The sequence below is a fragment of the Dactylosporangium sp. NPDC048998 genome (assembly GCF_043197855.1).
Classification (GTDB): Bacteria; Actinomycetota; Actinomycetes; order Mycobacteriales; family Micromonosporaceae; genus Dactylosporangium.
Genome location: NZ_JBICTV010000013.1, coordinates 17,066 through 35,983, shown reverse-complemented (window position 1 = coordinate 35,983; position 18,918 = coordinate 17,066). Strand labels below are relative to the sequence as shown.

21 protein-coding genes are annotated in these 18,918 nt (G+C 75.6%); 14 read left to right on the top strand and 7 right to left on the bottom strand.

Annotation, left to right across the window (positions count from 1 at the left end):
• Window positions 1-37: 37 nt before the first annotated feature.
• The gene (locus ACGFI8_RS27050; protein ID WP_392809044.1) at window positions 38-562 is read right to left on the bottom strand and encodes a PadR family transcriptional regulator; all 525 of its coding nucleotides are present in this window, start codon (window positions 560-562) and stop codon (window positions 38-40) included.
• An 83-nt stretch (window positions 563-645) separates the two neighbouring features.
• Between ACGFI8_RS27050 and ACGFI8_RS27045 the strand changes: the two genes are divergently transcribed.
• Entirely contained in the window at window positions 646-1,749 is a 1,104-nt protein-coding gene (locus tag ACGFI8_RS27045) for a glycosyltransferase 87 family protein (RefSeq protein ID WP_392809042.1), read from the top strand.
• Window positions 1,750-1,894: 145 nt separating this feature from the next.
• Window positions 1,895-3,271: a sensor histidine kinase gene (locus ACGFI8_RS27040; protein WP_392809040.1), complete on the top strand. Its 1,377-nt coding sequence runs from the start codon at window positions 1,895-1,897 to the stop codon at window positions 3,269-3,271.
• A gap of 8 nt (window positions 3,272-3,279) precedes the next feature.
• Here the strand turns inward: ACGFI8_RS27040 and ACGFI8_RS27035 are convergent, their stop codons facing one another.
• Both ACGFI8_RS27035 and ACGFI8_RS27030 read right to left on the bottom strand, forming a co-directional pair.
• The gene (locus ACGFI8_RS27035; protein WP_392809038.1) at window positions 3,280-4,224 is read right to left on the bottom strand and encodes a M48 family metalloprotease; all 945 of its coding nucleotides are present in this window, start codon (window positions 4,222-4,224) and stop codon (window positions 3,280-3,282) included.
• The gene (locus tag ACGFI8_RS27030) at window positions 4,221-4,640 is read right to left on the bottom strand and encodes a BlaI/MecI/CopY family transcriptional regulator (protein ID WP_392809036.1); all 420 of its coding nucleotides are present in this window, start codon (window positions 4,638-4,640) and stop codon (window positions 4,221-4,223) included. The genes ACGFI8_RS27035 and ACGFI8_RS27030 overlap by 4 nt, the downstream gene beginning before the upstream one ends.
• A 94-nt stretch (window positions 4,641-4,734) precedes the next feature.
• Between ACGFI8_RS27030 and efeO the strand changes: the two genes are divergently transcribed.
• The 6 genes from efeO (at window position 4,735) to ACGFI8_RS27000 (ending at window position 9,841) form a co-directional block, all read left to right on the top strand.
• A complete protein-coding gene (gene efeO / locus ACGFI8_RS27025; RefSeq protein ID WP_392809034.1) occupies window positions 4,735-5,838 on the top strand; it encodes an iron uptake system protein EfeO in 1,104 nt (367 codons plus the stop codon).
• A 140-nt stretch (window positions 5,839-5,978) separates the two neighbouring features.
• Window positions 5,979-6,983 carry a glycosyltransferase gene (locus ACGFI8_RS27020; RefSeq protein ID WP_392809033.1) on the top strand — a complete coding sequence of 335 codons (1,005 nt, stop codon included), beginning with the start codon at window positions 5,979-5,981 and terminating at the stop codon, window positions 6,981-6,983.
• 85 nt (window positions 6,984-7,068) lie between these two features.
• Window positions 7,069-7,788, top strand: a complete 720-nt coding sequence (locus ACGFI8_RS27015) for a polysaccharide deacetylase family protein (protein WP_392809031.1) — start codon at window positions 7,069-7,071, stop codon at window positions 7,786-7,788.
• A 204-nt stretch (window positions 7,789-7,992) separates the two neighbouring features.
• A complete protein-coding gene (gene galE / locus ACGFI8_RS27010) occupies window positions 7,993-8,952 on the top strand; it encodes a UDP-glucose 4-epimerase GalE (protein ID WP_392809030.1) in 960 nt (319 codons plus the stop codon).
• A 41-nt stretch (window positions 8,953-8,993) separates the two neighbouring features.
• Complete coding sequence (locus ACGFI8_RS27005; RefSeq protein WP_392809029.1) at window positions 8,994-9,569, top strand: hypothetical protein; 576 nt, start codon at window positions 8,994-8,996, stop codon at window positions 9,567-9,569.
• Window positions 9,570-9,601: 32 nt separating this feature from the next.
• Window positions 9,602-9,841 (top strand): TrfB-related DNA-binding protein, encoded by a 240-nt coding sequence (locus ACGFI8_RS27000; RefSeq protein ID WP_392809027.1) that lies wholly within the window; start codon window positions 9,602-9,604, stop codon window positions 9,839-9,841.
• A 77-nt stretch (window positions 9,842-9,918) separates the two neighbouring features.
• On the opposite strand, the gene ACGFI8_RS26995 is transcribed toward ACGFI8_RS27000, so the two are convergent.
• Genes ACGFI8_RS26995 through ACGFI8_RS26985 form a run of 3 tightly spaced genes read right to left on the bottom strand, consistent with a single transcriptional unit; the run spans window position 9,919 to window position 11,861 of the window.
• Entirely contained in the window at window positions 9,919-10,188 is a 270-nt protein-coding gene (locus tag ACGFI8_RS26995) for a DUF1876 domain-containing protein (protein WP_392809026.1), read from the bottom strand.
• Window positions 10,185-10,838 (bottom strand): hypothetical protein, encoded by a 654-nt coding sequence (locus ACGFI8_RS26990; protein ID WP_392809024.1) that lies wholly within the window; start codon window positions 10,836-10,838, stop codon window positions 10,185-10,187. Before ACGFI8_RS26990 ends, ACGFI8_RS26995 begins: the two co-directional genes overlap by 4 nt.
• A 51-nt stretch (window positions 10,839-10,889) precedes the next feature.
• A complete protein-coding gene (locus ACGFI8_RS26985) occupies window positions 10,890-11,861 on the bottom strand; it encodes a DMT family transporter (RefSeq protein ID WP_392809023.1) in 972 nt (323 codons plus the stop codon).
• A 69-nt stretch (window positions 11,862-11,930) separates the two neighbouring features.
• On the opposite strand from ACGFI8_RS26985, the gene ACGFI8_RS26980 reads away from it, so the two are divergent.
• Genes ACGFI8_RS26980 through ACGFI8_RS26970 form a run of 3 tightly spaced genes read left to right on the top strand, consistent with a single transcriptional unit; the run spans window position 11,931 to window position 14,342 of the window.
• On the top strand, window positions 11,931-12,806 hold the full coding sequence (locus ACGFI8_RS26980; protein WP_392809021.1) for a LysR family transcriptional regulator: 876 nt from the start codon (window positions 11,931-11,933) through the stop codon (window positions 12,804-12,806).
• Between the two features lie 10 nt (window positions 12,807-12,816).
• A complete protein-coding gene (locus tag ACGFI8_RS26975; protein WP_392809020.1) occupies window positions 12,817-13,392 on the top strand; it encodes an FhaA domain-containing protein in 576 nt (191 codons plus the stop codon).
• A 47-nt stretch (window positions 13,393-13,439) separates the two neighbouring features.
• Window positions 13,440-14,342 (top strand): TIGR03620 family F420-dependent LLM class oxidoreductase, encoded by a 903-nt coding sequence (locus ACGFI8_RS26970; RefSeq protein ID WP_392809018.1) that lies wholly within the window; start codon window positions 13,440-13,442, stop codon window positions 14,340-14,342.
• 55 nt (window positions 14,343-14,397) lie between these two features.
• Here the strand turns inward: ACGFI8_RS26970 and ACGFI8_RS26965 are convergent, their stop codons facing one another.
• On the bottom strand, window positions 14,398-15,771 hold the full coding sequence (locus ACGFI8_RS26965; protein WP_392809343.1) for a dihydrolipoyl dehydrogenase family protein: 1,374 nt from the start codon (window positions 15,769-15,771) through the stop codon (window positions 14,398-14,400).
• Window positions 15,772-15,963: 192 nt separating this feature from the next.
• On the opposite strand from ACGFI8_RS26965, the gene ACGFI8_RS26960 reads away from it, so the two are divergent.
• The 3 genes from ACGFI8_RS26960 (at window position 15,964) to ACGFI8_RS26950 (ending at window position 18,874) form a co-directional block, all read left to right on the top strand.
• Window positions 15,964-16,287 (top strand): GlsB/YeaQ/YmgE family stress response membrane protein, encoded by a 324-nt coding sequence (locus ACGFI8_RS26960; protein ID WP_392809017.1) that lies wholly within the window; start codon window positions 15,964-15,966, stop codon window positions 16,285-16,287.
• 226 nt (window positions 16,288-16,513) lie between these two features.
• The gene (locus tag ACGFI8_RS26955) at window positions 16,514-17,527 is read left to right on the top strand and encodes a LacI family DNA-binding transcriptional regulator (protein ID WP_392809015.1); all 1,014 of its coding nucleotides are present in this window, start codon (window positions 16,514-16,516) and stop codon (window positions 17,525-17,527) included.
• A gap of 141 nt (window positions 17,528-17,668) precedes the next feature.
• On the top strand, window positions 17,669-18,874 hold the full coding sequence (locus ACGFI8_RS26950; protein ID WP_392809013.1) for a cytochrome P450: 1,206 nt from the start codon (window positions 17,669-17,671) through the stop codon (window positions 18,872-18,874).
• Window positions 18,875-18,918 lie beyond the last annotated feature (44 nt).

Here is an 18,918-nt window from a genome sequence, read left to right as displayed (position 1 = left end):
AGATCCTGAGAGCAGGTTGAAGAGCCTTCTGCCGCGCTCACTGCCCCTCCTCGGCGCGCAGCGCGTCGAGGCGGCCGGCGGCGTGCTCGATCCAGCGCAGGTCGGCCTCGATGTGGAAGAGCTGGTAGTCGGCCAGTAGCGCGGCCTGCGGGCCGGCGGCGCGGCGGGCGGCGGTCAGCTCGCGCATCCGGGCCAGGTGCAGGTCGCGCTGGGCGTCGAGGTATTCCTCGGCGGGGCGGCCGGACATGAGGGCCAGGACGACCTTGACGAACAGCACGGCCTGCAGCTGCGGCTGCGGCTCCTCCGGCTCGGCCAGCCAGCGGCCGAGGTCGGTGACGCCGGCCTCGGTGATGGCGTAGCGCTTGCGCTCCGGCCCGGCGCCCGGCTCGGTGCCGGCCTCGGCGACGTGCCCGTCGCGCACCAGCTGGGCCAGTATCCGGTACACGTGCCCCACCCGCAGCGGGCGGGTGCCGCCGAAGCGGCGGTCGTAGGCCTGTTTGACGTCGTAGCCGTGCCTGGTGGTGCCCTCCAGCAGGCCGAGCAGCGCGTACGGCACCGTCATGCCCGGCAGTATATCCAGTGGGTATACCCGTTGGATATAGCCATTCAGAGATCCTTCAGGAACGCGTTCCTACGGTTCCTGACATGCGCCTCTCCGCACGGGCCGCAGCGTCGCTGGTGACAGCGTGGGCGGCCGGGTGGTTCGCGGTCATGGTCATCGGCGGCGGCTCGTCGTGGCCCTTCTTCGTCCAGGGCGCCCACGCCCTGGCCGACGCCCACGACCGGGTCGCCGGCGGTCTGCACCTCTACGCCGCGGCGCCGGTGCTGCAGATCGGGCCCCTCGCGTTCCTGGCCGTGCTGCCGCTGCTGCCGGCCGGGCCGGCCGCGGCGATGCTCGGCTGGCAGGTGCTCGGCGCCGCGGCGGGGCTGTTCGTGGTGTACCTCGTCCGCGGGCTGCGGCCGGAGCGGGACCGCACCCGGCTGGCGCAGGCCGCGCTGTACTTCGTGCCGGTGTGGATGTTCCTCGCCGTCGGCGTCGTCCACGTCGACGACGTCCTCGCGCTGCTGCTGTCGGTCGCGGCGCTGCGCGCGGCCCGATCCGGCCGGCCGTGGGTGACCGGGCTGCTGCTCGGCCTCGCCGCCGATGCCAAGCCGTGGGCGCTCGCCTTCGCCGCGCTGCTCCTGCTGCTGCCCGGGTGGCGGGCGCAGCTGGCCGCCGTGGTCGTGCTCGGGCTCGTGCTGGCCGTGGCGTGGCTGCCGTTCTTCGCCGGGGACCCGCACACGAGCGCGGCGCTGCGGTACACCATCGAGAACCGCCCGGTCTCGGCGCTGCGCGTGATCGGGGTGCGCGACCCGCGGACCCCGCCGTGGGACCGCCCCGCCCAGCTGGCGCTCGCGCTGGCCCTCGGCGCCCTGGCGGTGTGGCGCGGGCGCTGGGCGGCGATCCCGCTGCTGGCCGTCGCCGCGCGGCTGGTCCTCGAGCCGGGCGGCAACAAGTACTACATCGCGGGGCTCGTGGTCGGCACGCTCGTGTGGGACTTCGTCGGCTCCCGCTGGTCGTCGCCCTGGTGGACGATCGCCGCCAGCCTGGGGCTGTTCCTGGCGCGCTGGGTGCCGATGCCGGACGCCTGGCACGGCCGGCTCCTCGTCGCCTTCTTCGCGGCCGCGTGCGTACTGCTGCTGGCCCCGGCCCCGGCCCGGGCTTCGGCTCCGAGTGAGCTCGGTCACGCACCGTCACCCGCCGTCTGACTTGGGGGGACGCTCAGGGACCTCCCCGATGGCCCGCAGGGGGCCGTGGCGGCCATAGTTCGCTCAAAGGCCTGTGCAGCGGGCCGCGCAGGGAACGGGCGGTGCTTCAGGAGCTCTTCAGTTCCGTACCGCTAGCGTCGGGGGCATGAGGGGCGTCGTGGAGCGGATCCGGAACCGGCTCGGAGTGCGGATGCGCTCCGCCCTGGCCGCCTCGGCCGTGGTCGCGGTCGCCTCCGTGTTCACCGGGGTCGCGTTCGTCGTCGCGGCCCGGTTCATCCTCACCGGCAACGTCGACCAGAACACCTTCGACCGCGCCGCGCAGATCGCCGGGACGCTGGACGACAGCGACCGCGCGACGCTGCTGGCGGTCCTGAGCCCGTCGCCGCGCGACCGCACCATCGCGCAGGTCGTCGACCCGACCGGGCGGGTGGTGGCGGCCTCGGCCGCGATCTCCGGTGCCGGGCCGATCTCGGCGCTGCGGCCCCCGGCGGGGGAGAGCGAGCAGGAGCAGCGACGGCTGAGCGTGGCGCACTACGAGTACTTCCGCATCACCGCCCTCGGCGTTGACACCGGTGCCGGACCGCGCACCGTCCTGGTCGGGCAGTCCATCGACGAGATCGACGACGGCACCGAGGCGGCGCTCGGCGCCCTGCTCGTCGGCCTGCCGCTGCTCACGCTCACGGTCGGCGTGGCCACGTTCCTGTTCGTCGGGCGGTCGCTGCGCCCGGTCGACGCGATGCGCCGCCAGGCCGAGACCATCACCGGCCGCAGCCTGCACAACCGGCTGCCGGTGCCGCAGACCGGCGACGAGATCGCGGCGCTGGCCAGCACGATGAACACGATGCTCGACCGGATCGAGGCCGCCACCGTCGCGCAGCGTCGGTTCGTCGCCGACGCCTCGCACGAGCTGCGCAGCCCCCTGTCCACCATCCACGCCGGCCTCGACCTGCTCGCCACCGCCGGCCTGCCGCCGCCGGCCGGCGCGCACGTGACCCGCATGCACCGCGAGAGCGAGCGCATGGCCCGCCTCATCACCGACCTGCTGCTGCTCGCCCGGGTCGACGAGAAGGGGCTGCAGCTGCGCAGCGAGGACGTGGACCTCGACGACCTGGTGTACGCCGAGCGCGAGCGCCTCACCGCCGAGCGCCCGGACCTGCGCGTCACCGCCCGCGTCGCGCCGGTGCGGGTCAGCGGCGACGCTCACCACCTGCAGCGCGTCCTGCGTAACCTGCTGGACAACGCGGCCCGCCACGCGAAACAGGCGGTCGAGCTGACGCTGCGCTCGGACGGGGGTACCGCCGAGCTGACCATCGCCGACGACGGCCCGGGCGTCCCGGCGGAGCAGCGGCAGCGCATCTTCGGCCGGTTCGTCCGCCTCGACGACGACCGTTCGCGCACCGCGGGCGGCACCGGCCTGGGCCTGCCGATCGCCCGCGACATCGTGACCGCCCACGGCGGCACCCTGACCGTGGAGGACGCCCCCTCCGGCGGCGCGCTGCTGCGCCTGCACCTGCCCGGGTGACCGGCAGGTCACAGCACCGGGAGCCAGGCCCGGACCACGTCGAGGAAGCCGGCGAGGGCGGCGCCCGCGGCGGTGAGGGAGGCCAGGGCCAGGCCGGCCGCGCCGGCGAGGGCCACGGTGGCGCGGGTGGCGTGCACGCGGCCGAGCGCGCCGGGCCGCGTCAGGGCCTCGACGCGGCGTACGACATCGCTGCCGGTCGCGGCAAGGAGGTTACCGGGGTTGTCGTGTCCCGGGCCGGGGTCCTCGTGGGCGGCCAGGGCGACCCGGGCGATCGTGCGGGCCACCAGCGAGGGCGAGCCCACCGCGGCCGCCGCGGTCTCGTCGGCGCTGCGCTCCAGCAGCAGGCCCACGGCCACCGACACCGGGCGCAGCAGCGGGTCGGCCGCCGCGGCCAGGCCGGCCATGGCGGCCGTGCGGTGGTGGCGCAGCGCCAGGTGGGCGCGCTCGTGGGCGAGCACCGCATCGCGCTCCGCGGGCCCCAGCATCCGCAGCAGGCCGCTGGTCACCAGCACGTGGCCGGGCCGGCGGCGGGTCGGCGGCACCGCGATTGCGTGCGGTGCGGCCCAGCCGGCCACCAGCAGGCCGTCGTGCGGGCGGCCCGCGGCGTGCAGGTCGGCCGCCACCCGGCGACGGCGCCGGGTCTCGGCCGCCACCCGGTACAGCAGCCAGGCCAGGGCGAGGGCCGCCGCGGCGCCGGCCCAGTCGGGCACGGGCTCGGGCAGGGCGTGGCCGAGGGCGAAGGCGCGCTGCTCCTGCCGTTCCAGCGACGGCAGGTCGTCCACGAGCGTGGCGGCCAGCAGCGCGACGCAGCCGGCCGCGGACCCGGCGCTCAGCAGCGCGGCGGCGGCCAGGGCCCGGGCGGCGCGCTCCGGGCGCCTCGCGGCGGCCGCGAGCCGACCCGCCGGCAGCAGCAGGGCCGGCAGGAGCAGCGGGAGGTACACCGGCCAGGTCACGGCGCGCCGCGCGGGTCGCCGCCGCCGGCGGGCTCGTCGAGCAGGGCGCGCAGGGCCGCCGCGTCGGCGGGGTCCAGGCCGGCGGTGAACCGGCGCAGCACGGCCAGGCGGTCGCCGGGCCCGTCCAGGACCGCGCGCATCCGGCGGGCCGCGGCCGTGGCGGCGTCGTCGGTCGGCCAGTACTCGTGGCCGCGGCGGCCCCGTCCGGCCTGCGGGCTCGGGCCGCGGCGCACCAGGCCCTTCTCGTGGAGCCGGGTGAGGATCGTCTGCACGGTGTTGTACGCCGGGCCGCCGCCCAGCGCCTCCTGCACCTGGGCCGGCGTGAGCGGGCCCGGCGCCGCCCAGAGCACGGCCATCGTGTCCGACTCCAGCGAGCCCCAGGCCCGCCGCTCGGGGGCGCCATCCGGTCGGTTCACGCGGCTACGGTACCGATGCGGGGGAACTTGACTTTCGCCGACAACATGTAGGACGTTAGCGAGGTTAGCCTCACCTGACTTTTCGGAGTGCCTCGTGTCGCGTCCCCGTGCCCTGCCGCCGCTCGCGGCCGCCGCGGTCCTCGCCCTGCTCGCCGCCTGCAACGGCGGCGCCCAGCCGTCCGGCGGCGGCGACATCGCGGTGACGGCCACCGACACTGAGTGCAAGCTCAGCGCGGACAGCGCCCCGGCCGGCGTGCGGGTGTTCGACGTGCGCAACGGGGGCAGCAAGGTCACCGAGTTCTACGTGTACGCCGCGGGCGACCGCGTCGTCGGCGAGGTCGAGAACATCCCGCCCGGCGTCACTCGCAGCCTGCGCGTCGACCTGCCCGCCGGGGCGTACACGACCTCGTGCCGCCCGGGCATGACCGGCGCCGGGATCCGTGGCGCGTTCACCGTGACCGGCCCGCGCGCGTCCGCCTCCGCCGACCCGGCCCTCGCGCGGGCGGCCGAGGACTACCGGCAGTACGTCCAGCAGCAGGCCGCCGCGTTCGCGGAGCAGACCGGGCGGTTCGTGGCCGCGGTCAAGGCCGGCGACCGGGCCGGGGCGAAGGCGCTGTACGCGCCGGCGCGAACCCCGTACGAGCGGATCGAGACGGTCGCGGAGACCTTCGGCGACCTCGACCCGCGCATCGACGCCCGCGACGGCGACCTGGACCCGGGCGTCGAGTGGACCGGGTACCACCGCATCGAGAAGGCGCTGTGGGACGGCGAGGACCTCGCCGCCGTCGCCGGGGTCGCCGACCGGCTGCTGGCCGACGTCGCCGAGCTCCAGCGGCGCCTCGGCGGCGTGTCGCTGACCGCGCTGGAGATCGCCAACGGCGCCAAGAGCCTGCTCGACGAGGTCGCCACGAAGAAGGTCACCGGCGAGGAGGACCGTTACTCGCACACCGACCTGTGGGACTTCGCCGCCAACGTCGAGGGGTGCAAGGCCGTCATCGCGGCGCTGCGCCCCGCCTACGACGCCGGCCTCGACGCCCAGTTCGCCGCGGTCGAGCAGGAGCTGGCGAAGTACCGGCAGGGCGACGGCTACGCCGGCTACGACACGCTGCAGCCGGCCCAGGTCCAGCGGCTCGCCGCCACCGTCGACGCGCTCGCCGAGCGGGTCAGCGCCGTACCGCCGGCGATCGCCGGCCGCTGAGCGTGCGCCGCTGACCTCAACTCCCCGCCGCCCCGGGCGATGTGACCTCCGTCAGGAGGTACGAGGATAAATCCGGAATATGGGATATGCCGGGTGCGCGTTCAGCGTTCTTTCAGGCAGACCCCACCAACATCCGGCGCATGAACAAGCGGATGGTGGTGATCTCGGCGAGTTTCGGCGCCGGACATGACGGCGCGGCGGCGGAGCTGACGCGTCGCCTGACCGGGCGCGGCGTCACCGTCGAGCGGTACGACTTCGTGGACCTGCTGCCGCGGCGCGCCGGGCGGGTGCTGCGGGGCCTGTACCGCCGCCAGCTGACCGCGGCCCCGCAGACGTGGGGCTGGCTGCTCGCCCTGTCCGGCGCCCGGGGCTCCACGGCGCTGGCCACCCGGCTCACCGCGATGGCCGACCGGGCCGTGCTCGACGCCGTGGGCAGCGGCGCCGACGCGGTGATCTCCACCTACCCGCTGGCCAGCCAGGTGCTCGGCCGGCTGCGCGAGCAGGGCCGGCTGGACGTCCCGGTGTACACGTACCTCACCGACCTCTCCGTGCACCCGCTGTGGGTCTGCGGCGGTGTGGACGTACACCTGGCGCTGCACGACGACGCGGCGCGGCAGGCCAAGGAGCACGGCGCCGCCGACGTGCGCGTCGTCGCGCCCGCGGTGTCGCCCCGCTTCGCCTACTCCCCGCCGCCGGCCGGGTTCCCGCGAGCGCTGGTCGTCGCCGGGGCCTGGGGCGTCGGCGCGATCGAGGCGGCCGCCGCCGACATCTCCGCCACCGGCCTGGCCCGGCCCGTGGTCGTGTGCGGCCGCAACGAGCCGCTGCGTCGCCGCATCGAGCGCGGCGGGTTCGGCGACGCCCTCGGCTGGGTCGACGACATGCCCGCCCTCATGCGCGACAGCCACGTGGTCGTGCAGAACGCCGGCGGCCTGTCGTCCCTGGAGGCGCTCGCCGCCGGGCGGCCCGTCGTGACGTACCGCTGCCTGCCCGGCCACGGCCGCACGAACGCCGAGGTGCTCGACCGCATCGGCTGGGTCCCCTGGATCCGCGACCGCGGGAGCCTCGCCGCGGGCCTGCGCGAGGCGCTGCGCGATCCGCGGCCCTTCGCACCGGCCGCGCAGCGCCCCGAGGACGTGCTGGCATGACCGGTCCGGAGCGGAGCGGAGGGGCCGGTCATCGGGAATGCGGGTGCAAGTCATGCCGCTGCCGGAGCGAAGCGGAGGTGACGGCATGACCGGTCCGGAGCGGAGCAATCGGATCGACGCCGGGGACGTGGTGCTGGCCGCGCCGGTGCTCGCCACGCTGACCCCGCTGCGCCGCGCGGTGCTGCCCGACCTCGCCGGCATCGGCCGCCCCGGCCACATCGCGCTCACCTTCGACGACGGCCCCGACCGCCGCTCCACCCCGCACTTTCTCAAGGTGCTCGCCGAGCACGACGTGCGCGCCACGTTCTTCCTGCTCGGCTCGATGCTTCGGCTCGACCCGGCCCTGGGCCGCGAGCTCGTCGACGCCGGCCACGAGGTCGCCGTGCACGGCTGGCACCACCGGATGCTGCTGCGCCGCCGGGCCGCCGCCACCTATGACGACATCGCCCGCGCCCGCGACCTCGTCGCGACCGCCAGCGGGGCGCTGCCGCGCTGGTACCGCCCGCCCTACGGCGTGCTGACCACCGCCGGGCTGCGCGCGTGCGGCCGCCTCGGGCTCACCCCGGTGCTGTGGACGGCCTGGGGCCGCGACTGGGAGGCGCGGGCGACCCCGGACACCATCCTGCGTACCGTCACGCGGCCCCTCGTCGGCGGCGGCACGGTACTGCTGCACGACAGCGACTGCACCTCGGCCGCCGGCTCGTGGCGACGCACCCTCGGCGCACTGCCCGGCCTCATCGAGTGGGCCGCCGCCCGGCGGCTGACCCTCGGCCCGCTGCGCGAGCACGCGGTGGTGGGCCAATGACCGGTCCGGAGCGGAGCGGAGGGGCCGGTCATCGGGATTGCGGGTGTAAGTCATGCCGCTGCCGGAGCGAAGCGGAGGTGACGGCATGACCGGTCCGGAGCGGAGCGGAGGGGCCGGTCATCGGGAATGCGGGTGTAAGTCATGCCGCTGCCGGAGCGAAGCGGAGGTGACGGCATGACCGGTCCGGAGCACAGCGGAGGCCGCATGACCTGGTTGGTCACGGGGGGCGCCGGCTACATCGGTGCGCACGTCACGGCGGCGCTGCAGGCGGCCGGGCAGAGCGTGGCCGTCCTCGACGACCTGTCCACCGGGGACCCGCGCCGCGTCCCGGCCGGCGTGCCGTTGCTCGTCGGCGACGCCGGCGACCCGGAGACGGTCCGCGCGGCGCTGCGCCGCCACCGCATCACCGGCGTGATGCACCTGGCCGGCAGCAAGTCGGTGCCCGAGTCGTTCGAGAAGCCGCAGTGGTACCACCGGCAGAACGTCACGGTCGTCACCACCGTGCTCGAGGCGATGGCCGAGGCAGGCGTGGGCAGCATCGTGCTGTCGTCCTCGGCCGCGGTGTACGGCACCCCGGCCGCCGCCCTGGTGACCGAGGACGCGCCGACCGCGCCGCTCAACCCGTACGGGGACAGCAAGCTGCTCGCCGAGCGCGCGATGGCCGCCGCGCCCGGGGTGTCGTGGGTCGCGCTGCGGTACTTCAACGCCGTCGGCGCCGCCGCCGCGCACCTCGGCGACCGAGGCGCAACCAACCTGCTGCCGCTGGTGTTCCGTGCGGCGCGCACCGGCGAGCCGCTCGTGGTCACCGGCGACGCCTTCGCCACCCCCGACGGCACCGGCGTGCGCGACTACGTCCACGTCGCCGACCTCGCCGCCGCGCACCTGGCCGCCGGGGCCGCGATCCACGCCGCGCCGATGGCCCGCGTCTACAACGTCGGCACCGGCCGCGGCCACTCCGTGCTCGAGGTGATCGCCGCCGTGGAGCGGGTCTGCGGCGCCCGCGTGCCGTACGTCGTCGGCCCGCCCCGCCCCGGCGATCCAGCCGAGGTCATCGCCGGCGTCGGCCGCATCCGCCGCGAGCTGGGCTGGCGGGCCCGGCACACCCTGATCGACGCGGTCCGCTCCGCCTGGCACGCCTCGCGCCTGGCGCCCGCGACCGTCTAATTCAGAATTCTTTCAGTGTTTCGCCCGTAAGGTCCCGGTTTATGGGCAAGGCTTCCCTCCTCGCGGCCGCCGGCGTCGCCGCGCTCATCGGGCTCGCCGGCTGCGGCGGGGCCGGCGGCGACACCGGCGGCGCCGGCGACATCCCCGACAATCGGGCGTTCGGCGAATACCGGCCGGTCGGCGAGCAGTACGCCGTCAAGGTCCCCGAGGGCTGGGCGCGCACCGAGATCGGCGACACCGCCACGTTCACCGACAAGCTCAACACCATCACCGTGACCCTGGGCAGCAGCCCCGCCGCGCCGACCACCGCCGACGGCACCGCCGCGCTGGACGCGCTGGCCGGCAAGACCCCCGGTTTCGCCGCCGGCTCGGTGTCCACCGTGCAGCGCCGGTCCGGCACCGCCCTGCTGATCACCTACCGCGCCGACGCCCCCGCCGATCCGGTCACCGGCAAGATTGTCAACGACGACGTCGAGCGGTACGAGTTCTGGCACGACCGGCAGCTGCTCACCGTCACCCTCGCCGGCCCGCACGGCGCCGACAACATCGACCCATGGCGGACCGTCACCGACTCGGTGCGGTGGCTGAATTCCGCCACCGTGACAACCGGGGGTTGACACTGACAACCTGGGGTTGTCATGCTGTCGATATGAGCAAATCGGTGGAGACTCCCGCGCACGCCGACCTGATCGCCCAGCTCAAAGACGTTCGGTCTCGAGCGATCGAACACGCCCGGATCGCGCAGCACCTGGCCCGCGAGCGCCGCCGGATCATGGATCAGCTGCTGGCGGAGGGGTTCAACCAGGCGGATCTCGCCCGCGAGCTGGGCGTGACGCGACAGGCGATCCAGAAGATGATGGCCATCGCCCAGAAGGACTCGCAGGCGTGAGCCGCAAGGGTCGTCCGAGCGCCTGAAGCCGCCAGAGGCCACGCCGGCATGGCGGCCCGTCGGGCGGCCGGTCGCCGTCAGCCGGCCAGCCGGACCGGCTCGTCCGTGACCGCCTGGATGTCGGCGGCGGCCGTCAGCAGGAGCTGGTGGCCGAGGTCGGACAGGGCCCGGGCCGCGGCGAGCTCGTCGCCGATCTCCGGGATGTTGTCGTCCGCCGGGTGCAGGTGCGCGTCCCCGGCACCGGTGATGAGCGTGTCGTCCTCGGCGCTCAGCCGCGCCTCGGCGTGGGTCTGGCCGTCGTGCTCGCCGATGACGATCTCGACAGTCCAGTGCTTGGTTGCCGTCATGGCCGTGCTCCCCCCTCTGTGCGTGTGCGGGCGGCCTGCGCGCCCCCGGGCGACCCCGTGGCCTGCCGCGCCTCCTTGAGCGCCCTCAGCGCCTCCTCGAGCCCCTGCCGCGACCGTTCGGCCGGCGGGCCCAGATCCTCCACGCCGGGAACGTCCGCGACACGCGGCGCGATCTTCGTGAGCAGGCCCGCGCCGGCCAGGGCGACCCGGCCGGCCTCGGCGAGATCGTCCTCGCCGAGCAGCATCTTGATCTCGCCGCCGAGACCCGGCAGGGTCTCCTCGTCGGTGACGGCGGGCAGGTGGCCGGCGAGGTCCTTGGGGTACGGCGTGCGCTCCCGCAGGTCCCGCAACGCCACGACCACGGCCAGCCGGTCGCCGAAGCGGTCCAGCAGGGCGACCAGCCCGAGGATGCGGGCGATCATGCGCGGGCGGCCGGGGAACCGGTCCAGCCAGGCCAGCAGCGCTTCGTCGCCGCCCACGTGCTGCATGACCCGGCGCAGCGCGGAGGCGATCGGGGTCGACGGTGGCTCGGGCTGGCCCACCAGCGCCGCGATCTGGTCGGCGAGCGCGGCCTGGCCCGTGTCGTCGAGCCGCCCGGCCACGAACTCGTGCACGGCGCCCAGGGCGACGCCGCTCACCATGGCGGCCACGCCCGGCCGGCGCCGTGCGGGGCGGCGCGAGACATCATCACCTCGCCTCGCCTACCCGGTCGCCCGAGGGCCAAACGACGCTTCACCCGGGGGCGTCGAACCGGCGGGCGCGGGCCACGACACCGGGGGCCCGCTTGTGCTGCCCGCCGCCGTGGCAGAGACCCGCGCCGCCCGGGCGCCCGCGCCCGCGATCGCGACCGCGACGGCGTTGGTGGCGACCACGATCGCGATGCCGAGCCACACGTGCGCGGCGGGGACCTGGCCGAGGATGAGCGCGCCGGCGAGGGCGGCGAGGACCGGGTGCACGCTCTGCAGCAGCCCGAAGAACCGCGGCGGGACGCGGCGCAGCGCGATGACGTCGGCGGCGTACGGCACGACCGAGCTCAGCACCCCGGCGCCGACCGCGTACGCGATCGCGGCCGCGCCGAACCGGCCGTGCAGCAGCATGAGCGCCGCGACCGGCAGGTAGAGCGTGGCCGACACGGCGGTCGCGGCGGCGGGCGCCTGCAGGCCGGGCAGCCGCGCGCCGAGCAGCCGGTTGAGCAGGATGTAGGCGGCCCAGCACGCCGCCGCGAGCAGGCCCAGGCCCACGCCGGCGAAGTCGCTGCCCGGTCCGGGCAGCACCAGCACGTAGACGCCGGCGCCGGCGATCATCGCGCAGGCCAGGTCGGCGCCCGTGCGCGAGCCGGCGAGGGCGACCGCGAGCGGCCCGAGGAACTCCAGCGTCACCGCCAGGCCGAGCCCGACGCGGTCGACGGCGGTGTACAGGCTGAGGTTCATGGTCGCGAAGACCAGCCCGAGCAGCAGGGTGGGCCACCACTGCGCCCACGTGAAGCGGCGCAGGTCGGGCCGGGCCACCGGCAGCAGCACCGTGGCGGCGACGAACTGGCGCACCGCGACCACGCCCGCCGGCCCGATCGCGTCGAAGGCGCGCGCCCCCAGCGCGGCGCCGGCCTGGTTGCCCGCGGCGCCGGCGAACATCGTCGCGAGGGCGCCGCTCGTGTCGAGGTTCGGCCTGTTCACGATCGCCAGTCTCGGCCGGCGCGGACGGGAGGAGAAATGCGCCGGCCGCGCGATCCATACGCTGTACGCATGGATCTGGAGCTGCGGCAGCTGCGCGCGTTCGTCGCGGTGGTCGACGCCGGCACCTTCACCGACGCCGCGGCGGCCCTGGGCCTGTCGCAGGCGGCGGTGTCGCGCGCGGTCGCCGCCCTGGAGGCGGCCCTCGGCGCCCGGCTGCTGCACCGCACCACCCGCCACGTGCGCCTCACCGCCGCCGGCACGCAGGTGCTGGCCCGCGCCCGCGCGGTGCTCGACGAGGTGGCGCACCTGCGCCGGGCGGTGGAGCGGTCCCGCACCGAGCTGCGGGTCGGCTACGCCTGGGCGGCGATGGGCAAGCACACCCGGCGGCTGCAGCGGGCCTGGGCCGCTCGTCATCCGGCGGTACCGCTGGTGTTCGTGCAGTCCAACACGCCCGCCGCCGGCCTCGGCGACGGCAGCGCCGACGTGGCCGTGGTCCGCCGCGCCCTGCAGGACCCGCGCTTCGACACGGCCCTCGTCGGGGTCGAGACCCGCTACGCGGCGGTGGCCAGCGACAACACCCTGGCCCGGCGCCGGACGGTGCGGCTGGAGGACCTCGCGCGGTACACGGTGGCCATCGACGATCGCACCGGCACCACCACCGTCGACCTGTGGCACCCCGGCGGCGCCCCGGCGACGGTGCGCGCCACGCACGGCGTCGACGAGTGGCTCACGCTGATCGCCGCCGGCCAGGCCGTCGGGATCACGTCGGAGGCGACCGCGAACCAGAACCCGCGGCCGGGCGTGGCGTACCGCCGCGTCCGCGACGCCCCGCCGATCCACGTCTGGCTGGCGTGGTGGCGCGACGACCCGCCCGCGTTCCTGGACGACCTGGTCGGCCTCGCCCGGGCGGCGTACGGGACGGGCCCCATGAACCCGCACGGCTAAAGTTCGGCAGATGAACCGGCTGACGATTCTGCGCGCCATGCAGCGTGAGGCCGAGTTCGGCGAGCAGACCCTGGCCCCCAACAGCTACCTCGTGCTCGTCGCCCCGGCCGACCACCAGCACGTGAGCGCCTACGCGGCGTCGCTGGCCCGTTCCCAGGCCGAGTGGCTCGCCGCGCAGGGCTGGAGCGTCGCCGACGAGGTGGTCGTCGACCTGCAGCCCGACGAGGACGTGCCGGCGGGGGAGTTCCGGGTCGTCGCCGACGTGCGCAAGGCGCGGACCCGCCGCGGCGACGAGGCCGGCCGGGGCATCGGGCTGCTCGTCGGGGACGGCCGGCGGTACACGCTGCAGGCCGGCGTCACCGTGATCGGCCGCGGCCGCCAGGCGGACCTGCGCCTGCGCGACGAGGGCGTCTCGCGGCGGCACGCTCGCCTGCAGTACGACGGAAGGGCCCTGACGGTTACCGACCTCGGCTCGACGAACGGCACGACGGTGAACGACCGCCCGGTGAGCGCGGCCGTCCGCGTGTCGCCCGGCGACACGATCCGGGTCGGGTCGGTCACCCTGACCGTGCAGGCCGAGCGCTGAGCGCTCCGCGCCAGCATGATCCGGCGTCGGGCGGGAAGGGGACGGGCATGGCTGAATCGCAGACCGTGACCGATGCGCGGCAGGCTCTCGGCCCGACCGGTGTGTGGCTCGGCGCCCTGTCGCGCGAGCCGGCCGCGGACCAGCGCGCGGCGGCGGCCCGGATCGAGCAGCTGGGCTACGGCTCGCTGTGGGAGGGCGAGGCCGTCGGCCGCAACGACATCTTCGCGCAGGAGGCGGTGTGGCTGGCGGCCACGTCCCGGATCGTGGCCGGCGCCGGGATCGCCAACATCTGGGCCCGGCACCCGGCGACCGCCCGGGCCGCCGCGGCCGCGCTCGTCGAGGCGTGGCCGGGCCGGTTCGTCCTGGGCCTCGGCGTGAGCCACGCCCCGATCGTGGACCGCACCGGCCAGACCTACCGGCGGCCGCTGGAGCGCATGGGGGAGTACCTCGACGGCATGGACGGCGCGCCGGACGCACCGCCGGCGACGGCGCCGCGGGTCCTGGCCGCGCTGGGCCCGCGGATGCTGGCGCTGGCCCGGGACCGCACCGACGGCGCGCACACGTACTTCGTGCCGCCCGAGCACACCGCGCAGGCCCGCGCCGTGCTCGGCCCCGACCGGCTGCTCATCCCGGAGCAGGCCGTCGTCGTGGAGGCGAGGCCCGGTGTGGCCCGCGAGACCGCCAGGCGGCACACCGCCGGCTACCTGGCCCTGCCGAACTACGTTCGCAACCTCGAGCGGCTGGGCTTCACCGACGAGGACGTGGCCGGCGCCGGCAGCGACCATCTGGTGGACTCGATCGTGGCGTGGGGCGAGCCGGCGCAGATCGTGGAGCGGCTGCACGCCCACCGCGAGGCCGGCGCCGACCACGTCCTGATCCAGCCCCTGGGCGCCGGCGCCAAGGACGCGCTGCGCCAACTGGAGGAGCTGGCCCCGTTGCTCACCTCGTGATCCCGGGGCGACCGCCGTGCGGTCACCCCGTGCTCACAGGCGGCTCACAGGCGGCTCACAGGCCCAGCGCGTTGAAGAGGTAAAGCCAGATCTCGCTGCGCGTCGGGAACGCCGGGATCGCGTGCCGCAGGCGGCCCAGTGGTACCTCGCCCACCACCGCGATCGTCGCCGCCTGCAGGAAGTCGGCGACCTCGGAGCCGGTGATCGTGGCCCCGACGATCACCTGGCGCTCCTCCTCGATCAGGAACCGGCTGGTGCCGCGGGCGCCGCGGCCGTAGTACGAGCCGCCCGCGTTGCCGGAGGTCGGCAGGTCCACGACCCGCACCTTCAGCCCGGCCGCCTCGGCCGTGGCCGTGGTGTGCCCGACCGCCGCCACCTGCGGATCGGTGAAGATGACCCGCGGGGCGCCGGTGCCGTCGGCGAGGTGCGTCGCGGCCATCGGCCGGCCGAGGATGTGCCCGGAGGCGAGCGCCGCCTGGTACTTCGCCATGTGCGTGAACAGCGCCCGGCCGTTGAGGTCGCCGATCACGTACAGCCAGTCCTTGCCGGGGATGCGGGTGTGCTCGTCGACCTTCAGGTACCCGCCGGGGGACAGCCCCACCGTCTCCAGCCCCAGGTTGCCGGTGTCCGGGACCCGGCCGGTCGCCACGAGCAGCTCGTCGCCGGAGACGGTCGCGCCGTCGCCGAGCGTGACGACCACGGCGTCGCCGTCGCGGCGCACCGAGGTCGCCTTCTGCGCGGTGCGGATGTCCACGCCCTGCTCCGCGAGGGACTCGGTCACCTGCACGCAGGCGAACTCCTCCTCCCGCGGCAGCAGCCGCCGCTCGCCCTCGATGAGCGTCACCTCGGTGCCGAGGGAGACGTACGCCTGGCTCATCTCCACCCCGACCACGCCGCCGCCGAGCACGACCAGCCGCCCGGGCAGCGTCCGCGCGGTGGTGGCGTCCCGGTTGGTCCACGGCGAGGCCTCGGCGAGCCCCTCGATCGGCGGCATCGCGGGCGACGTGCCGCCGGCGAGGATGACTGCCCGCCGCGCCTCGAGCACGACGTCGCCGACCGCCACCCGGCGCTCGCCGTCGAGCCGGCCGTGCCCGCGGAACAGGGCGATGCCGCGCTCCTGCAGCCACGGCAGTTGCCCGCTGTCGTCGAGCCCGTTGATCAGCTCGTCGCGGCGGCGCAGCACCGCCGCCGTGTCCAGCGGCCCGGTGACCGCCTCCACCACGCCCGGGACCCGGCGCGCCTCGGCCAGCAGCTCGCCGGGGCGCAGCAGCGCCTTCGACGGTATGCACGCCCAGAACGAGCACTCGCCGCCGACCTTGCGGTCCTCCACGATCGCCACGTCGAGGCCGGCCTCGGCGAGCCGCCCGGCCGCGACCTCGCCCCCCGGCCCGGCGCCGACCACGACGACGTCGAAGCTGCGTTGCTGCATCACGGGACATCCCTTCCCATAGCCGATACCTCGAACCGTACGCGCGCATGCCCGGCCGGGTGCCACACCTCGCGCGCCGGTGGAACGCCCACCCTGGTCCTCGCCACCGGCCGGCGGCCGCCGTCACGTTTCGCGGTTGCGCGGGCGCGGAACAATGCACGGTGAGCACCCCCTGGCTGGAGGAGGCATCCGGTGCACATCCAGGACTACTTGGCCGCCATCGTCTTCGGCGCCGTCATCGGGATCGTGGCGCGGATCCTGCTGCCCGGCCGCCAGCCGATCGGGCTGATCCTCACGGTCCTCATCGGCATGGGCGCCGCCGTGGCCGGCACCTGGGCCGCGGACCGCTGGGACCTGCACAGTGACAAGCACCTCGTGGTGCGCGGCCACGAGTACGACTGGCTGGTCATCGGCGTCCAGGTCGGCATCGCCGTGGTGGGTGTGGCGATCGCCGCGCTGCTCGCAAAGGCCTTCTCCACGGACGACGCCGACCGCTACGACCGCCACCGCCACTGACCCCGCCGCCCGGCGCGGCGGTCCGGGCCAGAACCGGGCGGGAAGTGGAACGTTCCTGAATCCGGGCATGCCCGCGCCGATCTCCCGAGACCGTCCCACTCGCCGCAAATCCGCTGCGAGACCACAGCGGCGGGCCGGCGCCCCGGCCGCGGCCGGGGCGCTGTTGATCGACAACGCCGGGCGCCGGTGCGGGACGAGGCACACGCGACCCGCTACCGTGACGCCCATGGCGACGATCGGTGACGTGGCGCGGCAGGCGGGGGTCTCCCCGAGCACCGTCTCGTATGTCCTGAGCGGTAAGCGCACGATCTCGGAGGAGACCCGGCAACGGGTGCTCGCCGCGATCGAGGTGCTCGGCTACCACCCGCACGCGGGCGCCCGGGCCCTGGCCAGCAACCGTTCCAACGTGATCGCGCTGATCATGCCGCTGTACACCGGCCTCTACGTGCCGATCCTCATGCAGTTCGTGATCTCGGTCGTCACCGCCGCCCGTCGCTTCGACCACGACGTGCTGCTGCTGACCCAGGACGAGGGGGAGAAGGGCCTGGAGCGGGTCGCCGCGAGCTCGCTGGCGGACGGGCTCATCGTCATGGACATCGAGGAGCGCGACCCTCGGCTGCCGCGCCTGCGCACCCTCGGCCGCCCGTCCGTGCTCATCGGCTTCCCGGCCGACGGCTCCGGCCTGACCTGCATCGACCTGGACTTCGCGGCGGCGGGCGCGGCGTGCGTGGACCACCTCGCCGACCTAGGCCACCGCTGCGTCGCCCTGATCGGCTCCCCGCCCGAGGTGTACGAGCGGGAGCTGGGCTTCGCGCGCCGCACCGCCGCCGGCTTCGACGAGGCCCTGCGCCGGCGCGGCCTGACCGGCTCGACGGTGCCGTGCGAGCCCTCGCCGGACGCGGTCCAGGCGACGCTGGAGACGCTGCTGGCCCGCCACCCGGACCTCACGGGGGTCGTGGTGCACAACGAGCCGGCGGTACCGCTGCTGCTGGACGCCTTCGCCGCGCTGGGCCGCGCCGTCCCGCGGGACGTGTCGGTGGTGACGATCGGCCCCGACGACCTGGCGGAGCGCTCGAAGCCCCGGCTCACCTCGGTCGGCATCCCGGCCGAGGAGATCGGCCGCCGCGCGGTCGAGCTGGTGGCCGCGAAGCTGGACGGCCGGGCGGTCCCCGGCGCGACGCTGGTCCCGCCGGTGCTGACGGCGCGCGACAGCGCCGGCCCGGCCGCCGCCCGGGGGTGAGCGGCGGCCAGCGCCGCGGCCGGACGGTCGCGGGCGGGGGCGCCGCGGGCGGGGCCCGGGTTTGGTGCCGGGGCGGCCGGGTAGGCCCGAGCGAACCCTGAGCCGACCCGTGACCCCACAACGGCGGGAGCGTGATCAGCGATGCCGACCCCCACCCCTACCCTGCCCGACCTGCACGCCTGGCTGGAGCGGTCGCGCCGGAACGGCCCGGCGCACTACGACGAGAAGGAGCGGTGCTGCACGGTGCTGGGGCACCCCGAGACCCTCGCGGTGCTCGCCGACGCGGCGACGTTCTCCTCCGATCTCGGTGACCTGATGCCCCGCCAGGAGGACCTGGACCTGTTCCAGCGCGGAAACTTCGTGCGGATGGACCCGCCCCGCCACGACACCCTGCGGCGGCTGGTCAGCCAGGCGTTCACGCCGCGGATGGTGGCGGGTCTGGAGCCGCGCATCGCCGAGGTCACCAACGGGCTGCTGGACGACCGGGCGGGGGAGCGCCGGTTCGACCTCATCGAGGACCTCGCCTACCCACTGCCGGTGATCGTGATCGCCGAGCTGCTCGGCATCCCCGCCACCGATCGCCCGCTGTTCCGCAGCTGGGCCGACCGGCTGTTCGACCGCTCCGACGCCGGCCCCGACGAGTCGCTGTCACGGCTGACGAGCACGAAGGCGGTGGCCGAGGTCGCCCCGGCGGTCCGCGAGATGAACGCCTACCTGCTCGGGCACATCCGGGCCCGCCGCGCCGCCCCGGGCGGGGACCTGATCAGCCGGCTCGTGGTCGCCGAGGCCGGCGGCGAGCACCTGTCGGACGAGGAGATCGTCGGGTTCGCCGGGCTGCTGCTGCTCGCCGGGCACATCACGACGACCGCGACCCTGGGCAACACGGTGCTGTGCCTCGACGCGCACCCGGACGCCGCGGCCGAGGTGCGGGCCGACCCGGCGCTGCTGCCCAGCACGATCGAGGAGGTCGTCCGGCTGTACACGCCGTTCCCGCGCCTGGTCCGCCGGGCGACGGCGGACGCCACGGTCGGCGGGACCGCTGTCCCGGCCGGCGCGGTGATCGTCACCTGGCTCGCGGCCGCCAACCGCGACGAGCGGGTCTTCGCCGACCCCGCCCGGTTCGACCCGCGCCGCACGCCCAACCCGCACCTCGGCTTCGGCCACGGGCTGCACTTCTGCCTCGGCGCCCCGCTGGCGCGGCTGGAGGCGCGGATCGCCATGGAGATCCTGCTGCGCCGGTACGGCGAGATCGCCGTCGACGCCGCCGAGCCCGCCGAGTTCCGCAACCCGTGGATCATGGTCAGCCCGACCCGGCTCCCGCTCGCGGTGGCCGGCGCCGGCCGCTGACCTGGCCCGCTCGCCGACCCGGCCGGCCCGCGCGCGGCGGCCGG

What these genes read in the sequence shown, in the direction of transcription:
- ACGFI8_RS27050 (WP_392809044.1), bottom strand. Translation starts at nt 562, where the DNA reads ATGACGGTGCCGTACGCGCTGCTCGGCCTGCTGGAGGGCACCACCAGG.
- ACGFI8_RS27045 (WP_392809042.1), top strand. Translation starts at nt 646, where the DNA reads ATGCGCCTCTCCGCACGGGCCGCAGCGTCGCTGGTGACAGCGTGGGCG.
- ACGFI8_RS27040 (WP_392809040.1), top strand. Translation starts at nt 1,895, where the DNA reads ATGAGGGGCGTCGTGGAGCGGATCCGGAACCGGCTCGGAGTGCGGATG.
- ACGFI8_RS27020 (WP_392809033.1), top strand. Translation starts at nt 5,979, where the DNA reads ATGAACAAGCGGATGGTGGTGATCTCGGCGAGTTTCGGCGCCGGACAT.
- ACGFI8_RS27015 (WP_392809031.1), top strand. Translation starts at nt 7,069, where the DNA reads ATGACCGGTCCGGAGCGGAGCAATCGGATCGACGCCGGGGACGTGGTG.
- galE (WP_392809030.1), top strand. Translation starts at nt 7,993, where the DNA reads ATGACCTGGTTGGTCACGGGGGGCGCCGGCTACATCGGTGCGCACGTC.
- ACGFI8_RS27005 (WP_392809029.1), top strand. Translation starts at nt 8,994, where the DNA reads ATGGGCAAGGCTTCCCTCCTCGCGGCCGCCGGCGTCGCCGCGCTCATC.
- ACGFI8_RS27000 (WP_392809027.1), top strand. Translation starts at nt 9,602, where the DNA reads ATGAGCAAATCGGTGGAGACTCCCGCGCACGCCGACCTGATCGCCCAG.
- ACGFI8_RS26995 (WP_392809026.1), bottom strand. Translation starts at nt 10,188, where the DNA reads ATGACGGCAACCAAGCACTGGACTGTCGAGATCGTCATCGGCGAGCAC.
- ACGFI8_RS26980 (WP_392809021.1), top strand. Translation starts at nt 11,931, where the DNA reads ATGGATCTGGAGCTGCGGCAGCTGCGCGCGTTCGTCGCGGTGGTCGAC.
- ACGFI8_RS26975 (WP_392809020.1), top strand. Translation starts at nt 12,817, where the DNA reads ATGAACCGGCTGACGATTCTGCGCGCCATGCAGCGTGAGGCCGAGTTC.
- ACGFI8_RS26970 (WP_392809018.1), top strand. Translation starts at nt 13,440, where the DNA reads ATGGCTGAATCGCAGACCGTGACCGATGCGCGGCAGGCTCTCGGCCCG.
- ACGFI8_RS26965 (WP_392809343.1), bottom strand. Translation starts at nt 15,771, where the DNA reads ATGCAGCAACGCAGCTTCGACGTCGTCGTGGTCGGCGCCGGGCCGGGG.
- ACGFI8_RS26955 (WP_392809015.1), top strand. Translation starts at nt 16,514, where the DNA reads ATGGCGACGATCGGTGACGTGGCGCGGCAGGCGGGGGTCTCCCCGAGC.
- ACGFI8_RS26950 (WP_392809013.1), top strand. Translation starts at nt 17,669, where the DNA reads ATGCCGACCCCCACCCCTACCCTGCCCGACCTGCACGCCTGGCTGGAG.